13 protein-coding genes are annotated in these 12,742 nt (G+C 66.0%); 5 read left to right on the top strand and 8 right to left on the bottom strand.

The window, feature by feature from the left end; translation table 11 throughout:
- Positions 1 to 87: 87 nt before the first annotated feature.
- Positions 88 to 567, bottom strand: a complete 480-nt coding sequence (locus tag AC27VL_RS06275) for a glutathione peroxidase (RefSeq protein ID WP_488765849.1) — start codon at positions 565 to 567, stop codon at positions 88 to 90.
- Positions 568 to 729: 162 nt separating this feature from the next.
- On the opposite strand from AC27VL_RS06275, the gene AC27VL_RS06270 reads away from it, so the two are divergent.
- The gene (locus tag AC27VL_RS06270) at positions 730 to 2,895 is read left to right on the top strand and encodes a M3 family metallopeptidase (RefSeq protein ID WP_488765848.1); all 2,166 of its coding nucleotides are present in this window, start codon (positions 730 to 732) and stop codon (positions 2,893 to 2,895) included.
- 139 nt (positions 2,896 to 3,034) lie between these two features.
- Here AC27VL_RS06270 and cfa read toward each other — a convergent pair whose 3' ends face one another.
- The 3 genes from cfa to AC27VL_RS06255 are packed head-to-tail and all read right to left on the bottom strand — an operon-like array spanning position 3,035 to position 5,393.
- Positions 3,035 to 4,153: a cyclopropane fatty acyl phospholipid synthase gene (gene cfa, locus AC27VL_RS06265; protein WP_488765847.1), complete on the bottom strand. Its 1,119-nt coding sequence runs from the start codon at positions 4,151 to 4,153 to the stop codon at positions 3,035 to 3,037.
- A gap of 19 nt (positions 4,154 to 4,172) precedes the next feature.
- Complete coding sequence (locus AC27VL_RS06260; RefSeq protein WP_488765846.1) at positions 4,173 to 5,054, bottom strand: DUF3298 and DUF4163 domain-containing protein; 882 nt, start codon at positions 5,052 to 5,054, stop codon at positions 4,173 to 4,175.
- Positions 5,055 to 5,090: 36 nt separating this feature from the next.
- Positions 5,091 to 5,393 carry a GNAT family N-acetyltransferase gene (locus AC27VL_RS06255; RefSeq protein ID WP_089236171.1) on the bottom strand — a complete coding sequence of 101 codons (303 nt, stop codon included), beginning with the start codon at positions 5,391 to 5,393 and terminating at the stop codon, positions 5,091 to 5,093.
- A gap of 208 nt (positions 5,394 to 5,601) precedes the next feature.
- Between AC27VL_RS06255 and AC27VL_RS06250 the strand changes: the two genes are divergently transcribed.
- Positions 5,602 to 5,763 carry a hypothetical protein gene (locus AC27VL_RS06250; RefSeq protein WP_488765845.1) on the top strand — a complete coding sequence of 54 codons (162 nt, stop codon included), beginning with the start codon at positions 5,602 to 5,604 and terminating at the stop codon, positions 5,761 to 5,763.
- 58 nt (positions 5,764 to 5,821) lie between these two features.
- On the opposite strand, the gene AC27VL_RS06245 is transcribed toward AC27VL_RS06250, so the two are convergent.
- Together AC27VL_RS06245 and AC27VL_RS06240 are read right to left on the bottom strand one after the other, a co-directional pair.
- Complete coding sequence (locus AC27VL_RS06245) at positions 5,822 to 6,448, bottom strand: rhomboid family intramembrane serine protease (RefSeq protein ID WP_025876742.1); 627 nt, start codon at positions 6,446 to 6,448, stop codon at positions 5,822 to 5,824.
- A gap of 7 nt (positions 6,449 to 6,455) precedes the next feature.
- On the bottom strand, positions 6,456 to 8,021 hold the full coding sequence (locus AC27VL_RS06240; RefSeq protein WP_191077864.1) for a POT-type proton-dependent oligopeptide transporter: 1,566 nt from the start codon (positions 8,019 to 8,021) through the stop codon (positions 6,456 to 6,458).
- A 162-nt stretch (positions 8,022 to 8,183) separates the two neighbouring features.
- On the opposite strand from AC27VL_RS06240, the gene AC27VL_RS06235 reads away from it, so the two are divergent.
- Positions 8,184 to 9,020 carry an endonuclease/exonuclease/phosphatase family protein gene (locus AC27VL_RS06235; protein ID WP_100553004.1) on the top strand — a complete coding sequence of 279 codons (837 nt, stop codon included), beginning with the start codon at positions 8,184 to 8,186 and terminating at the stop codon, positions 9,018 to 9,020.
- A gap of 142 nt (positions 9,021 to 9,162) precedes the next feature.
- Here AC27VL_RS06235 and AC27VL_RS06230 read toward each other — a convergent pair whose 3' ends face one another.
- A complete protein-coding gene (locus tag AC27VL_RS06230; RefSeq protein WP_089236174.1) occupies positions 9,163 to 9,774 on the bottom strand; it encodes a superoxide dismutase in 612 nt (203 codons plus the stop codon).
- 223 nt (positions 9,775 to 9,997) lie between these two features.
- On the opposite strand from AC27VL_RS06230, the gene AC27VL_RS06225 reads away from it, so the two are divergent.
- Both AC27VL_RS06225 and AC27VL_RS06220 read left to right on the top strand, forming a co-directional pair.
- Positions 9,998 to 10,453, top strand: a complete 456-nt coding sequence (locus tag AC27VL_RS06225) for a guanyl-specific ribonuclease (protein ID WP_488765844.1) — start codon at positions 9,998 to 10,000, stop codon at positions 10,451 to 10,453.
- Positions 10,450 to 10,863: a barstar family protein gene (locus tag AC27VL_RS06220; RefSeq protein WP_099821159.1), complete on the top strand. Its 414-nt coding sequence runs from the start codon at positions 10,450 to 10,452 to the stop codon at positions 10,861 to 10,863. The genes AC27VL_RS06225 and AC27VL_RS06220 overlap by 4 nt, the downstream gene beginning before the upstream one ends.
- Positions 10,864 to 10,986: 123 nt before the next feature.
- Here AC27VL_RS06220 and AC27VL_RS06215 read toward each other — a convergent pair whose 3' ends face one another.
- On the bottom strand, positions 10,987 to 12,741 hold the full coding sequence (locus AC27VL_RS06215; RefSeq protein ID WP_488765843.1) for a hypothetical protein: 1,755 nt from the start codon (positions 12,739 to 12,741) through the stop codon (positions 10,987 to 10,989).
- Position 12,742: the final 1 nt, after the last annotated feature.

Raw genomic sequence — 12,742 nt, 5'->3', positions numbered from 1 at the left:
CACGCTCGGCTGCTCTGCCGGCCGACCATGGCAGGCACGCACGCTGCGCGCGCAAGCCGAGCGTGGGCTCGGCTCTACAGAGAGCGGCTACAGCAGCGCTTCGATGCCGCCGCGCAGCTGCTCCGGCTTGGTGGTCGGCGCATAGCGGTCCACCACCTGCCCTTTGCGATCAAGCAGGAACTTGCTGAAGTTCCACTTGATGCGGGCGATGCCCAGCAACCCGCGCTTCTCGTGCGACAGCCACGCCCACAGCGGGTCGGCTCCCTCACCGTTGACCTCGATCTTCTGCGACAGCGGGAAGCTGACCGGGTAATCGATCGAACAGAACTGGCGGATCTGCGCGGCGTCGCCCGGTTCCTGCGCGCCGAACTGGTTGCAGGGAAAGCCGATCACCACCAGGCCGCGATCACGGTAGTCCTGCCACAGCTGTTCCAGCCCGGTGTACTGCGGGGTGAAACCACAGCGGCTGGCCACGTTGACCAGCAGCAGCGGACGGCCCTGGTACTGCGCCAGCGCCTGCGGCTGGCCGTCGAGGTCGCGGAAGCTGAAATCGTAGGCGGTGGTCATGGCAACGGGCCTGGAGGGCGGTGTTCTCCATGGTACCCGGGCAGCCACCCATGGAGTGACTCTGCAGCAGGGCTGCGTTGCCAACATGCCTTTTGACACAAGTGCAGGCGCGCCGGGCCGGGTTACCCTCGGGCCCTTGTTTGCCTTACCGGAGTATCGACCTTGACCACCCGCCTTGCCCTTGCCGTGGCCATGACCCTCGGCCTTGCCCTGCCCGCCTATTCCGCCAGCGCCGCCACCCCGGCCGCCGCCAACGCCCAGCAGGCCAATCCGTTCTTCGCCGACAGCCCGCTGCCGCTGCATTTCCCGCAGTTCGACAAGATCAAGGACAGCGACTTCGCCCCGGCGTTCGACGCCGGCATGGCGCAGCAGCTGAAGGAAGTGGAGGCGATCGCCAACACCAAGGCCAAGCCGACCTTCGACAACACCATCATCGCCCTGGAAAAGAGCGGTGACACTCTGGACCGCGCGACCACCGTCTTCTTCAGCCTGGTCGGCGCCGATACCAACGACACCCGCAAGAAGCTGCAGGCCGAATACTCGGCAAAGTTCGCCGCGCACAGCGATGCGATCGCGCTGAACGGCAAGCTGTTCGCGCGCATCCAGGCGCTGTATGACAGCCGCACCACCCTGGGCCTGGACGCTGAAGGCGTGCGCCTGGTCGAGAAGTACTACGACAACTACGTGCGCGCCGGCGCCAAGCTGTCCGAGGCCGACAAGACCAAGTTGAAGGAAATGAACGCCGAGCTGGCCAACCTGGGCACCAAGTTCAGCCAGAACGTGCAGTCGGAGGTGAACGCCTCAGCGATCACCGTCAACGACGTCAAGGAACTGGACGGCCTGTCCAAGGAACAGATCGCCGCCGCCGCCGAAGCCGCCAAGGCCCGTGGCCTGGACGGCAAGTACGTGATCACCCTGCTCAACACCACCGGCCAGCCGCCGCTGACCAACCTGGCCAACCGCGCCCTGCGTCAGAAGATCTACGAAGCCTCGACCACCCGCGGCAGCCGCGGCGGTGAGTTCGACAACACCGCGCTGGTCGCGCGCATCATGCAGCTGCGCGCCGACAAGGCCAAGCTGATGGGCTTTGCCAACTTCGCCGCCTACAACCTGACCAACCAGACCGCCAAGACCCCCGAAGCGGTCAACGCGATGCTGGGCAAGCTGGCCCCGGCCGCGGTGGCCAATGCCAAGCGCGAAGCCACCGACCTGCAGGCGATGATCGACCAGGAACAGAAGGCCGCCGGCAAGCCGACCTTCAAGCTGGAACCGTGGGACTGGGCGTTCTACAGCGAAAAGGTGCGCCAGGCCAAGTACAACTTCGACGAGTCGCAGCTGAAGCCGTACTTCGAGATGAAGAACGTGCTGGAAAACGGCGTGTTCTACGCCGCCAACCAGGAATTCGGCCTGACCTTCAAGCAGCGCACCGACCTGCCGGTGTACCACGCTGACGTCACCGTCTATGACGTGTTCGATGCTGACGACAGCCAGCTGGCGATCTTCATCTTCGACCCGTACGCACGCGCCTCCAAGCGCGGTGGTGCATGGATGAACTCGTACGTCTCGCAGTCCAAGCTGACCGGCTTCAAGCCGGTGGTGGCCAACCACCTGAACATTCCCAAGCCGCCGGCCGGCCAGCCGACCCTACTGACCTGGGATGAAGTGAGCACCACCTTCCACGAGTTCGGCCACGCCCTGCATGGCATGTTCTCGAACGTGAAGTACCCGTACTTCTCGGGCACCGCGGTGCCGCGCGACTTCGTCGAGTTCCCCTCACAGGTCAACGAGATGTGGGCCGACAACCCGGCCATCCTGAAGAACTACGCCAAGCACTACCAGAACGGTTCGGCGATGCCGCAGGCGCTGCTGGACAAGGTGCTGGCCGCGGCCAAGTTCAACCAGGGCTTTGCCACCACCGAGTACCTCGGTGCTGCCATGCTCGACCAGCGCTGGCACCAGATCGGCCCGGACCAGGTGCCGGCCGCCAAGGACGTGATGGCCTTCGAGCGCGCCGCGCTGGAGAAGGACGGCATCTACTACGCGCCGGTTCCGCCGCGCTACAAGACCCCGTACTTCAGCCACATCATGGGCGGCTACTCGGCCGGCTACTACGCCTACATCTGGTCGGAAGTGCTGGACGCCAACACCCAGAAGTGGTTCCGCGACAACGGCGGCCTGAGCCGCAAGAACGGCGACCACTTCCGCGCGACCCTGCTGTCCAAGGGTGGCAGCGTGGACGCGATGCAGCTGTTCCGCGATTTTGCCGGCCACGAGCCGCAGATCGAACCGCTGCTGGAAAAGCGTGGCCTGACCGGCACCGGCAACTGATCGCCGGCACCGTAGCGTGAAATGAAAACCGCCCGGGAGACCGGGCGGTTTTTTTACGCGTCATCCACGCATGGCGTGGATCTACCGCAGGGTTGCGTGATCCCAGTAGATCCACGCCATGCGTGGATGCTCTTCCAGATCACCGCGGCGCCACATATCCCCCCGGCACGCCCTGCGGCGACAGCACAAGCTGCCACAGCTGCGCATGCCGGCTGCGGAACGTCGCCATCGATCCAGCCAGGTAGAACCGCCACAGGCGACGGAACCGCTCGTCATAGCGTCGCGCATCCAGTGTCGGCCACGCCGCTTCCACATTGCGTCGCCAGGCCTGCAGCGTCAGATCGTAGTCGGTGCCGAAGTTGTGCCAATCCTCCAGCACGAAACGCCCTTCAAATGCGCGGCTGATCTGCGCCGCCGACGGCAGCATCGAATTGGGGAAGATGTAGCGCGCGATCCACGGGTCGGTGCGATGGCGCGAGATGTTGCTGCCAATGGTGTGCAACAGCAGCAGGCCACGCGGCGACAGGCAACGCCGCGCCACGTCGAAGAAACTGCGGTAGTTCTTGTCGCCGACGTGCTCGAACATGCCGATCGAGAAGATCGCATCGAACGGCTCGTCTAGCTCACGATAGTCCTGCAGCCGGATCTCGATGGGCAGGCCAGCGCACAGCTCACGCGCGTAGTCGGCCTGCTCCTGCGAAATGGTGACGCCGACACCACTGACACCGTAGCGCTCGGCCGCGAACTTCAGCGCCTCGCCCCAACCGCAGCCGATATCCAGCACGCGTTGCCCGGGGCGCAGCCCGAGCTTGCGGCACACCAGATCGAGCTTGGCTTCCTGCGCCGCATCCAGATCGTTGGCGTTGCGCCAGTAGCCACAGCTGTAGACCAGGCGCTGGCCGAGCATGGCCTGGTACAGATCATTGCCCAGGTCGTAGTGGCGGCGGCCGACTTCATAGCTGCGCTGCCCGGCCTGCAGGTTGAACAGGCGCGCCTTCAGGGCGTCGGCCACCTCGCGCCAGCCGTGCACCCGCTCGTCCAGGTGCGCCTGCATCAGGTGGAACAGGAATTCATCGAGGACGTTGCCATCCCACCAGCCGTCCATGTAGCTCTCGCCCAGGCCGAGTGAGCCGTGCGCCATGACCCGCGCGAAGAAGCGCGGGTCATGCACCTGGATATCCTGCGGCCGGGTTCCATCGATCTGGACCCCGGCTTCGTGGAGCAGGCCGGTGACCCGCTCCTGCAACCCTGTATCCACGACACCTCCTCGTCTGCGGTTACCCGCGCGCGAACAGCTCCACGTAGTCCTTGGCCACGTGCGGCAACACCACCGAGGCCGGTACATCGGCGGTCTGGGTGCCATCCGAGTATGGACCCACCTGGTAGGGCGGGAACACGAAGCGCAGCGCGGTGATCTGACCCTTGTCGTCGGTCAGCGGCTGGAACTGGCTGAAATTATCGGCCTGCGGACCGGTGCCGTCGGCGATCATCCGCGAGGCATTGCGCAGCGATTCCTGCAGCTGCGACGGGTCCATGTCCTCGCCGCTGAGGCGGGTGGCCACGCGCTCACGCAGCTGGTCGGCGACGAAATCGCTGATCGCTTTCCAGCCCTTGGCATCGGTCACCAGCTTGTCAGCGTTCAGCATCTGCTGCTGCGCCGGCAGCCACACGAAACGCGCAACCAGCGGTTCGCCGTGGGCGCCACCGGTGTAGCGGCTGCCGTCGGCACTGACCACCACCAGCTGCGGCGTCTCCAGCAGCTTCTCGAAGCTCAGCGACAGCTCATAGGGCATGGTCGGCTTGTCGTTGCCCAGCCCGTCCAGCGCCTGCTGCAGATCGCCGCGGGCGGAGGTGGCATAGGCCTGCAGCGCGCGCGCCAGCCCCGGATAGCGATCGATGCCCGCCGGGTAGCTGATGCCGACCACTTCACGTTCATTGTTCTCGATCACATCGCGCAGATCCAACGGCGCTTCCGCTGCGGGTGTCTCGGCGGTGCCAGTGGCTTCGGCCGCAGGCGCGGCGTCGGTGGCCGGTGCCGCCTCGTTCTCGCGCTGGCAACCGGCCAGCAACAGCACGCCCATAGCGCCGGCCAGCACGCTGGCGTGCAGTGGCCGGTTGTTTCCAATCTTCATCGGGATCCCCTGTTCATGTTCATACATCATCGCCTGCCCTGGCTGAAGCGTGGCCCGCTGGATTCAGCCCACAAGCAGATCGTGATACTCCTCGTGCCGCTGCAGGAAGGCCTCCGCATAGGCACATGCCGGCACCACCTTGTACTTCTGCTCCCGGGCGAAACGCAGTGCGACCCGGGTCAGCTCACCGGCAATGCCACGGCCGGCGATCGGCTCGGGCACTTCGGTATGGGTGATGACCATCCGCCTGCGTTTGATCTGGTAGTCCAGCAGTGCCACCTGCCCGCGCACGCGGGCGGTGAACCGGTGGTTGACCTGATCGTGTTCGACCTCGTAAGCCAGACCTGGGGGCGTGACCGAAGCCATGGGACTGTCTCCTGCGGCGACTGCGTGGATGGTGCGCAGACGGGCGCCATGATCGCGTGAAGCCTGAACAGGGACAAGTCTGTGCCTGCTGCGTCAGTTATCGCCCTCAAGCTGCAGCCCGGCCGGCCGCTAACCCCTCTGCAGGGGTGCGCCAGGCTGGCATGCCCCTTGCGACAGTCGACCAAGCGATCTGCCGTGGAGGCCCGCGATGCACCCCATCGATTCCCATTCCGATACCGATCACGCCCTGCTGGAGGGCCTGCTGCAACTGGCCGTGGAGGGACAGACCGAAGACCAGGCGTTCCAGAGCATCGGCGAGGAAGTGTTCTCCCGCCTGCTCGATACCTACGGTCAGGAAACCCGGGCCTGACCCGGAGCGGGGCCGCAGCCCCGGGGGTCGGATCCCGTGGATCCGACCCCAGCCACCCTCAGCCGCCGCCGAGGCGGAAGGTCGGGTTGGACAGCTCGCGCAGGAAGTGACTGAAGATGCTCGGCTGCATGGCCAGCATGAAGATCACGCCGAACGCCGCACCGGCCAGGTGCGCGCTGTGGTTGATGCGATCGCCACCGCGCTTGTCCATCCAGATGCTGTAGCCGACGTAGAACGCGGCATAGACGATCGCCGGCGCCGGGATGAAGAACACCAGGATGATCGACCACGGCTTGATCAGGATGAAGGCGAACAGCACCGCCGACACCGCCCCCGACGCACCGAGGCTGAGGTAGTTCGGGTTCTTCTGGTTCTTCAGGTAGCTGGGCAGGATCGAGACCAGCAGCGCACCGACGTAGAACGCCGGATAGACCAGGTAGCTGCCGGTCAGCTGCACCATCACGCTCTCGATGAATCCCCCGAAGAAGAACAGGGTGATCATGTTGAAGATCAGGTGCGACCAGTCGGCGTGGATGAAGCCGTAGGTGATCAGGCGGTCGTACTGGCGGTGGCGATCCACCGCCGGCGGCCACAGGATCAGGCGGTCAGCCAGCTTGCGGTTGTTGAACGCCATCCACGACAGGATGGCGGTGATGGCGATCAACAGCAGATTGACGGGGGTCATGTCAGGCTCAGGCGGTGCGGTAGTTGTCGACCATACGATAGCGTTTCGCATACCAACCGAAGGCCAACGCCGCGACGAAAGCAAAACCGGCGAAGAAGAACATCAGGAATGCCGCCTCACTCAGGCCCGTACTGGCGATCCTGTGGGTGACCGTGTCATTGCGCACGGCCGCATTGGACAGCAGCACCCACAGGTTGCCGATGGTCGTGGTCAGGTTCCAGAAGCTCATCACCACGCCCTTCATGGCCTGCGGTGCCTGGCTGTAGGCGAACTCCAGGCCGGTGGCCGAGACCAGCACTTCACCGAAGGTCAGCAGCGCGTACGGCAGCATCTGCCAGAAGATCGACATCGCGTTGCCACCGTCCATCACCACCTGGATGCCACCCACCACGATCCAGGCCAGGCCGCTGAAGGCGATGCCAACGGTCATGCGGCGCAGCGCGGTCGGCTCGAAGCCGAAACGGCGCAGGGCCGGGTACAGCACCAGGTTGTTGAACGGAATCAGGATCATCACCAGCAGCGGATTCAGCGCCTGCATCTGCGAGGCGGTGAACCAGCTCGGCATCTGCATCTGCTGGCCCTGCAGCACCCAGGTCGAGGCCTTCTGGTCGAACAGCGAGAAGAACGGGGTGGTCAGCGCGAAGATCACCAGCACCCGCAGCACCGAGCGCACGCCTTCCACGGCTTCGGCCGGGTGCTGGCCACGGGCGCGGTCCAGCTGCAGCCAGGTGCCACCACCGATGCCTGCCAGGATCGACACCAGCGCCAGGCACAGGCAGATCACGATGCCAAGCGAGCCGACCAGACCGAACGAGGCCACGGCCAGCACCAGCCCGACCACGGCGATCACCAGACCCGGACGGCCCTGGCCGGCGACGCGCGCGGTCAGCGCGGTACGCACCACATTGGCGAACGAATGCGGATCCTTCGGCGGCAGCGGCACCAGCACATAGCGCTTGCGGCCCAGCCAGAACACGAAGGTGGCAATGAACATCAGGATGCCCGGAATGCCGAACGCCCACTGCGGGCCCCAGTTCTTCAGCACCAGCGGGATCAGCAGCGAGGCGAACAACGAGCCGAAGTTGATGATCCAGTAGAACGCGTCGAAGACGATCTTGGCCAGGTGCTTGTTGCTCTGGTCGAACTGGTCGCCCATGAACGAGGCCACCAGCGGCTTGATGCCACCGGCACCCAGCGCGATCAGGCCCAGGCCGAGGAAGAAGCCCTCACGGCTGCCCTCGAACAACGCAAGGCACAGGTGGCCCATGCAGTAGACCAGGCTGAACCACAGGATGGTGTGGTACTTGCCGAAGAACTTGTCGGCCAGCCAGCCACCGAGCAGCGGGAAGAAATACACGCCGATCATGAAGCTGTGCATGATGTCCTTGGCTTCACCGGCACGGCCTTCCGCAGTGAGTTCCTGCAGCAGCAGCGAGGTGATCAGGAACTGCACCAGGATGTTGCGCATCCCGTAGAAACTGAACCGCTCGCAGGCCTCATTGCCGATGATGTACGGGATCTGGCGCGGCATCTTTCCCTGGCCGGCGATGGGGGCGACTGCGTCGTGGCTCATCCTGTAAGGCATTCCTGCAAAACGAAAGGCGCAAGAGTACCGGAACCTGTGCGTGCGAAGCACGCTGCAGGGCTGCATGACAGCCGCGCCAAAGCATGGCAGGCACATGCAGCCCTGCCGGAAGTCACGGAACCTGCACGGCAAAAGCGTAAACTTATCGTTATGCGCCCCCTGCCCTTTGCCCGCATTCTGCCCAGCTGCCTTGCCCTCATGCTGGCCGTGCCTGCGCTGGCCCGGCCACAGGCGCCGCCGGCCACAGGCCTTGCCACAGAGGTGCGGCAATTGACTGTCGCCGCGCTGGAACTGCCCAGCCGTGACGAAGGCCAATGGAAGCAGCGCCGCGAACAGGTGCTGCAGCTGCTGACCGATCTGCAGCCGGATGTGATTTCGGTGCAGCAGGTACTGCAGCAGCAGGGGCGCAATCCGGCCTGCTGGTTGGCCAGCCGGCTGCGCTACAGCTGCGATTTCGTCACCGCTGACCCGCCGAGCCAGCCGGTCCGGCACGGCAACGCGATGCTCAGCCGGCTGCCGGTCAGCGAGGACGGGGTCACCCTGCTGCATCCGCCGGGCACCTTCAGCGCCGCCGGCATGATGCGCCTGCGGCTGGGCGACAACGACGTCAACGTCTACATCGCGCGCCTGCGCCCGGATCCCGACGAGGTCAATGCCCGGCAACATCAGACCAGCGACCTGATGACCTGGATCGGCGCCACGGCCGAGGGCATGCCGAGCCTGATCGCCGGGGATTTCTCCGCCAGCACCGTCGAGCTGGTGCGCAGCACGCCCGGCTTCCAGCCGGCTCGGCGCAATCCTGGCGCACCGACGGCCAGCGGCGGTGGTGCCAGTGGCCATGGGCTGGATGTGCTGTTCCAGGTCAAGCACTTCGGCGGCATCCGCCAACAGGCGATCCTGCTGCCCGCCGATGGTGACCTGCCCGGCCTGCGCCTGGGCGTGATGGCAACGCTGCGGCTGCAGGACGTGCCCGCCACCACCGAATGAGCGCGCCGCTGCGCTCGCCGGGCACGGCCCGGCGCTACCCCCGTTTCCGGTAGCGCCGGGCCATGCCCGGCGGGTGCGGTCACAGACAAACAAAAAGGCCGGGGTCTCCCCCGGCCTTTTCGCGTTCACGCAGGCACTACGATCAGGCGATCGCTTCCTGGTAACGACGCTCGACTTCATTCCAGTCGATGACGTTGAAGAACGCGCCGATGTATTCCGGACGGCGGTTCTGATACTTCAGGTAGTACGCGTGTTCCCACACGTCCAGACCGAGGATCGGGGTGTTGCCTTCCATCAACGGGCTGTCCTGGTTGCCGCTGCTTTCGACCACGACCTTCTTGTCCGGGGTCACGCTCAGCCACGCCCAGCCACTGCCGAAACGGGTCAGCGCGGCCTTGGTGAAGGCATCCTTGAACTTGTCGAAACCGCCCAGGTCCTTGTCGATCGCCTTGGCCACATCACCGACCGGATTACCGCCAGCGTTCGGGGCCATCACGGTCCAGAACAGCGAGTGGTTGGCGTGGCCGCCACCGTTGTTGCGCACCGGACCCTGCAGGTTCTCCGGCAACGACTTCAGCTTCTTCACCAGTTCTTCGACCGGCAGGTCGGCGTACTCGGTGCCTTCCAGCGCAGCGTTGACGTTGTTGATGTAGGTCTGGTGATGCTTGGTGTGATGGATTTCCATCGTCGCCGCATCGATATGCGGTTCCAGCGCGTCGTAGGCGTAGGGCAGCTTGGGCAGGGTGTAGGCCATGATGCATCTCCTGATAGCGAGGGCACCCGACGGCATCGTCGGGCGGTGCGCGGTGAATGATGGGGACAGACCGCAAGATTACCAAGGGGGATGTAAAGGAAATTGCGTCCTGCAGGTGAGCATGCCGGCAATTGTTACGCAGCAGTGACGCAGCGCGTGCCCTCATGCAGGGTGCAGCGCGCAGGCGCTACAGTGGGCGCACCACCCTCGCCCGCCACTGCCCATGCGCAACCCCCGGCTGTTGATCACCGCCATCGCCCTGCTGCTGCTCGGCCTGGTCGTCAATCATTTCCTGCAGCGGCCGCCGCCGCCGCAGTTCGCGCCGGACCTGCAGAGCACGCCGGCCGCCAGTGCACCCGCGGTGCGCAGCAACGGCACTGAAAGCGGCCTGCCCGCCTTCCTGCCGGCCGAAGCCCGCCAGACCATCGCGCTGATCCAGCGCGGCGGCCCGTTCCCGCATCGCCAGGACGGCAGCACCTTCGGCAACCGCGAACAGCAACTGCCTCAGCGTCCGCGCGGCTACTACCGCGAATACACCGTCGACACGCCAGGCGCAGGCAACCGCGGCGCGCGGCGCATCGTCACCGGTGGCAACCCGCCCGATGCCTGGTACTACACCGATGACCACTACGAATCGTTCCGCAGCTTCACCGTACCGGCCTCCGGAGAACGTCCATGAGCCACGATGATTTCGGCCTCGGCCTGCATGACATCAACAATGCCGGCGTCTACGCGATCGACACCTCGGATATCAGCGCGCTGTCGGCAGCGATGCGCGATGCCGACCTGAAGGTGATCCGGATCGACCTGGATGGCGTGAGCGACAAGCGCACCCTGCTGGCACGGCTGGCCGCCCAGCTTGATTTCCCTGCCGGCTTCGGCGGCAACTGGGATGCACTGGCCGACAACCTGCGCGACCTGCAATGGCTACCGGCCAACGGGTACGCGCTGTTCTTGGCCGATGTCGATGCCCTGCGCGCCGGTGCAGGCAAGGAGTTCGACACGCTGCTGGACATCCTTGATGAAGCCAGCCGTGACTGGGTGGGCCGCGACGTCCCGTTCTGGGTATTCCTGTCGCAGAGCGCGTGACCTGGTAGAGGCCGACCTTGGTCGGCATGCACGCGCAAGCGCATGGATCATCCACGCATGGCGTGGATCTACCCGGTGCAGCTGGATGCTCAATAGATCCACGCCATGCGTGGATGCGGCACCCTACCGGCTGCCGTTATCTTCCTGCAGCTCTTTCTTGAACGGGATATCCGGCGGCGGACGCGCCACCGCCGGCTGGTCCTGCATGTTCGGATCGGTGAGGCCGCAGCCGCCACCGGCCTGCAGGATCGAGATCACGCAGGAAATCTTCGTGCTGGTGCCCGGCAACGGAATCTCCATCGCCTTGACGCCTTTTCGCACCCATTCGGCAAGCAGCGACTCCTGCGGCACCCAGTACTTATCGAACGAGGTGGGCGTGTAGTCGTACGGCGGTCGCTTCAGCCATTTGCCGGACTCGGCGATGCGTTCCTTGCTCCAGCCGTCGTTGGCTCCACCAGGTGCGCCACGCTCGGCCTTGCCGGCCCCGTCCTGGCCGGTCACCCGCACGCTGCCGTCAGCATTGAACAGACCATCGCCCTTGCCGGCGCTGGCCTGCGCGGCGCCCTGATTGGCGCCTTCGCGATTGCGGCTGGAGGCACCCCAGTCGTCACCCCGTGCAGGTGTCGCCCAGTTGCCCGGGGTCGGCGCCGGGCGCGCACCCGCCTGCGCGGCGGTGGTGCTGGTCGCCGCAGGACGCGCCACATTGGCACTGTTCTGGGCCGCGCTGCCTGCGGGCGCTGGGGTAGACGTCGGCGCACTGCCGGCCGAGGTCGACGCTGCCGGTAGCGGGGCGGCTGCAACCTCGCGTTCGCGCACCTGCACCTCGCGCCCGGCAGGCGCACGCACCGTGGGCTCGCGCCCTGCGACGGCGGCCATGCGCACCTGCGGATCGGCGATGGCCTGCACTTCGCGTTCGCGCACCTGCACCTCACGCTGCGGCACGCGCACCTGGATGTCGGTGGTGCGCATCGGCTGCGGCGCCACCGGCGCTTCAACCGTGCTGATTTCGCGCTCCTGCACCTGTACATCGCGCACCCGCGGCGCCTGCACTGCCACCTCGGGCGTGCGCACTGGCGTTGGTGTCGGCGCAGCCTGCACCGGCTGCACGCTGCGCTCGCGCACGGTCGGGACGGTGTCTCGCGGAACGATGCTGACTTCGGTTCGCGGCGGCGCCATCGGCGGCACCACGAAATCGCTGGTGGCCTGCGCCACTTCGGTGGCCTGCACCGGTGAGGGCGGTGGTGCGGCCACCGGCGCCGGCTCAACCTCGGGCGGCGGCGGCACGCTGGCAGTCGGTGCCGTGGCAGCGGCAGCGGAAGACGGCGCAGGCGACGCCGGTTGCGGGCGCGGTGCAGTTGCGCCCCCCGCGTCCTGGCCTGCGGCTACGGCACCGGCTGCTGCAGCAGCAGCCGCCTCGGCTCCGGCCTGGTCGCCACCGCCTTCCTGCGCAGCACGGCCGACGAATTCAATCTGCACGCGCTCACCCTCGCTGCCCTGCTCGTCCGGCGAAGACGTGCGGATCACCGCTACCCACAGCAGCAGCAGGAAGAACAACAGATGCAGCAGCGCGCTGAGCAGCGCCGAGGTCCAGCGCATCCAGCGCTGGTCGCGAGGCGCCGGATCCCAGTCCTGCCAGAACAGGCGGCGCAGGGACGCCCATGGTCCCAGCGCCGGCAATTGCCCCGGGGGGCCTGGCAGCGGTCGCGGCAGCAGCACCGCGATCACTTCGCGCGCGTGCAACGGACGTGGCAGCGGCGTCAGCGTCCGCAGCCAGATCGCCCAGCCGTACGGCAGGCCGGTGTTCTTCTCGAGGATGGGCGGTCGCTGCTGGCGCGCCAGCAGCAGGTCGATGAGTTGCTCGGCTCTGGGCAGAGGCACG

It is taken from the genome of Stenotrophomonas sp. 14P6.2.3, from assembly GCF_057799055.1.
The sequence above is the reverse complement of the archived record's forward strand: the minus strand, read 5'-3'. Positions and strand labels throughout refer to the sequence as shown.

Excerpts from the sequence above, each read along its gene's own strand:
- AC27VL_RS06275 (WP_488765849.1), bottom strand. The coding sequence starts at position 567 with ATGACCACCGCCTACGATTTCAGCTTCCGCGACCTCGACGGCCAGCCG.
- AC27VL_RS06260 (WP_488765846.1), bottom strand. The coding sequence starts at position 5,054 with ATGTATGAACATGAACAGGGGATCCCGATGAAGATTGGAAACAACCGG.
- AC27VL_RS06255 (WP_089236171.1), bottom strand. The coding sequence starts at position 5,393 with ATGGCTTCGGTCACGCCCCCAGGTCTGGCTTACGAGGTCGAACACGAT.
- AC27VL_RS06250 (WP_488765845.1), top strand. The coding sequence starts at position 5,602 with ATGCACCCCATCGATTCCCATTCCGATACCGATCACGCCCTGCTGGAG.
- AC27VL_RS06245 (WP_025876742.1), bottom strand. The coding sequence starts at position 6,448 with ATGACCCCCGTCAATCTGCTGTTGATCGCCATCACCGCCATCCTGTCG.
- AC27VL_RS06240 (WP_191077864.1), bottom strand. The coding sequence starts at position 8,021 with ATGAGCCACGACGCAGTCGCCCCCATCGCCGGCCAGGGAAAGATGCCG.
- AC27VL_RS06235 (WP_100553004.1), top strand. The coding sequence starts at position 8,184 with ATGCGCCCCCTGCCCTTTGCCCGCATTCTGCCCAGCTGCCTTGCCCTC.
- AC27VL_RS06230 (WP_089236174.1), bottom strand. The coding sequence starts at position 9,774 with ATGGCCTACACCCTGCCCAAGCTGCCCTACGCCTACGACGCGCTGGAA.
- AC27VL_RS06225 (WP_488765844.1), top strand. The coding sequence starts at position 9,998 with ATGCGCAACCCCCGGCTGTTGATCACCGCCATCGCCCTGCTGCTGCTC.
- AC27VL_RS06220 (WP_099821159.1), top strand. The coding sequence starts at position 10,450 with ATGAGCCACGATGATTTCGGCCTCGGCCTGCATGACATCAACAATGCC.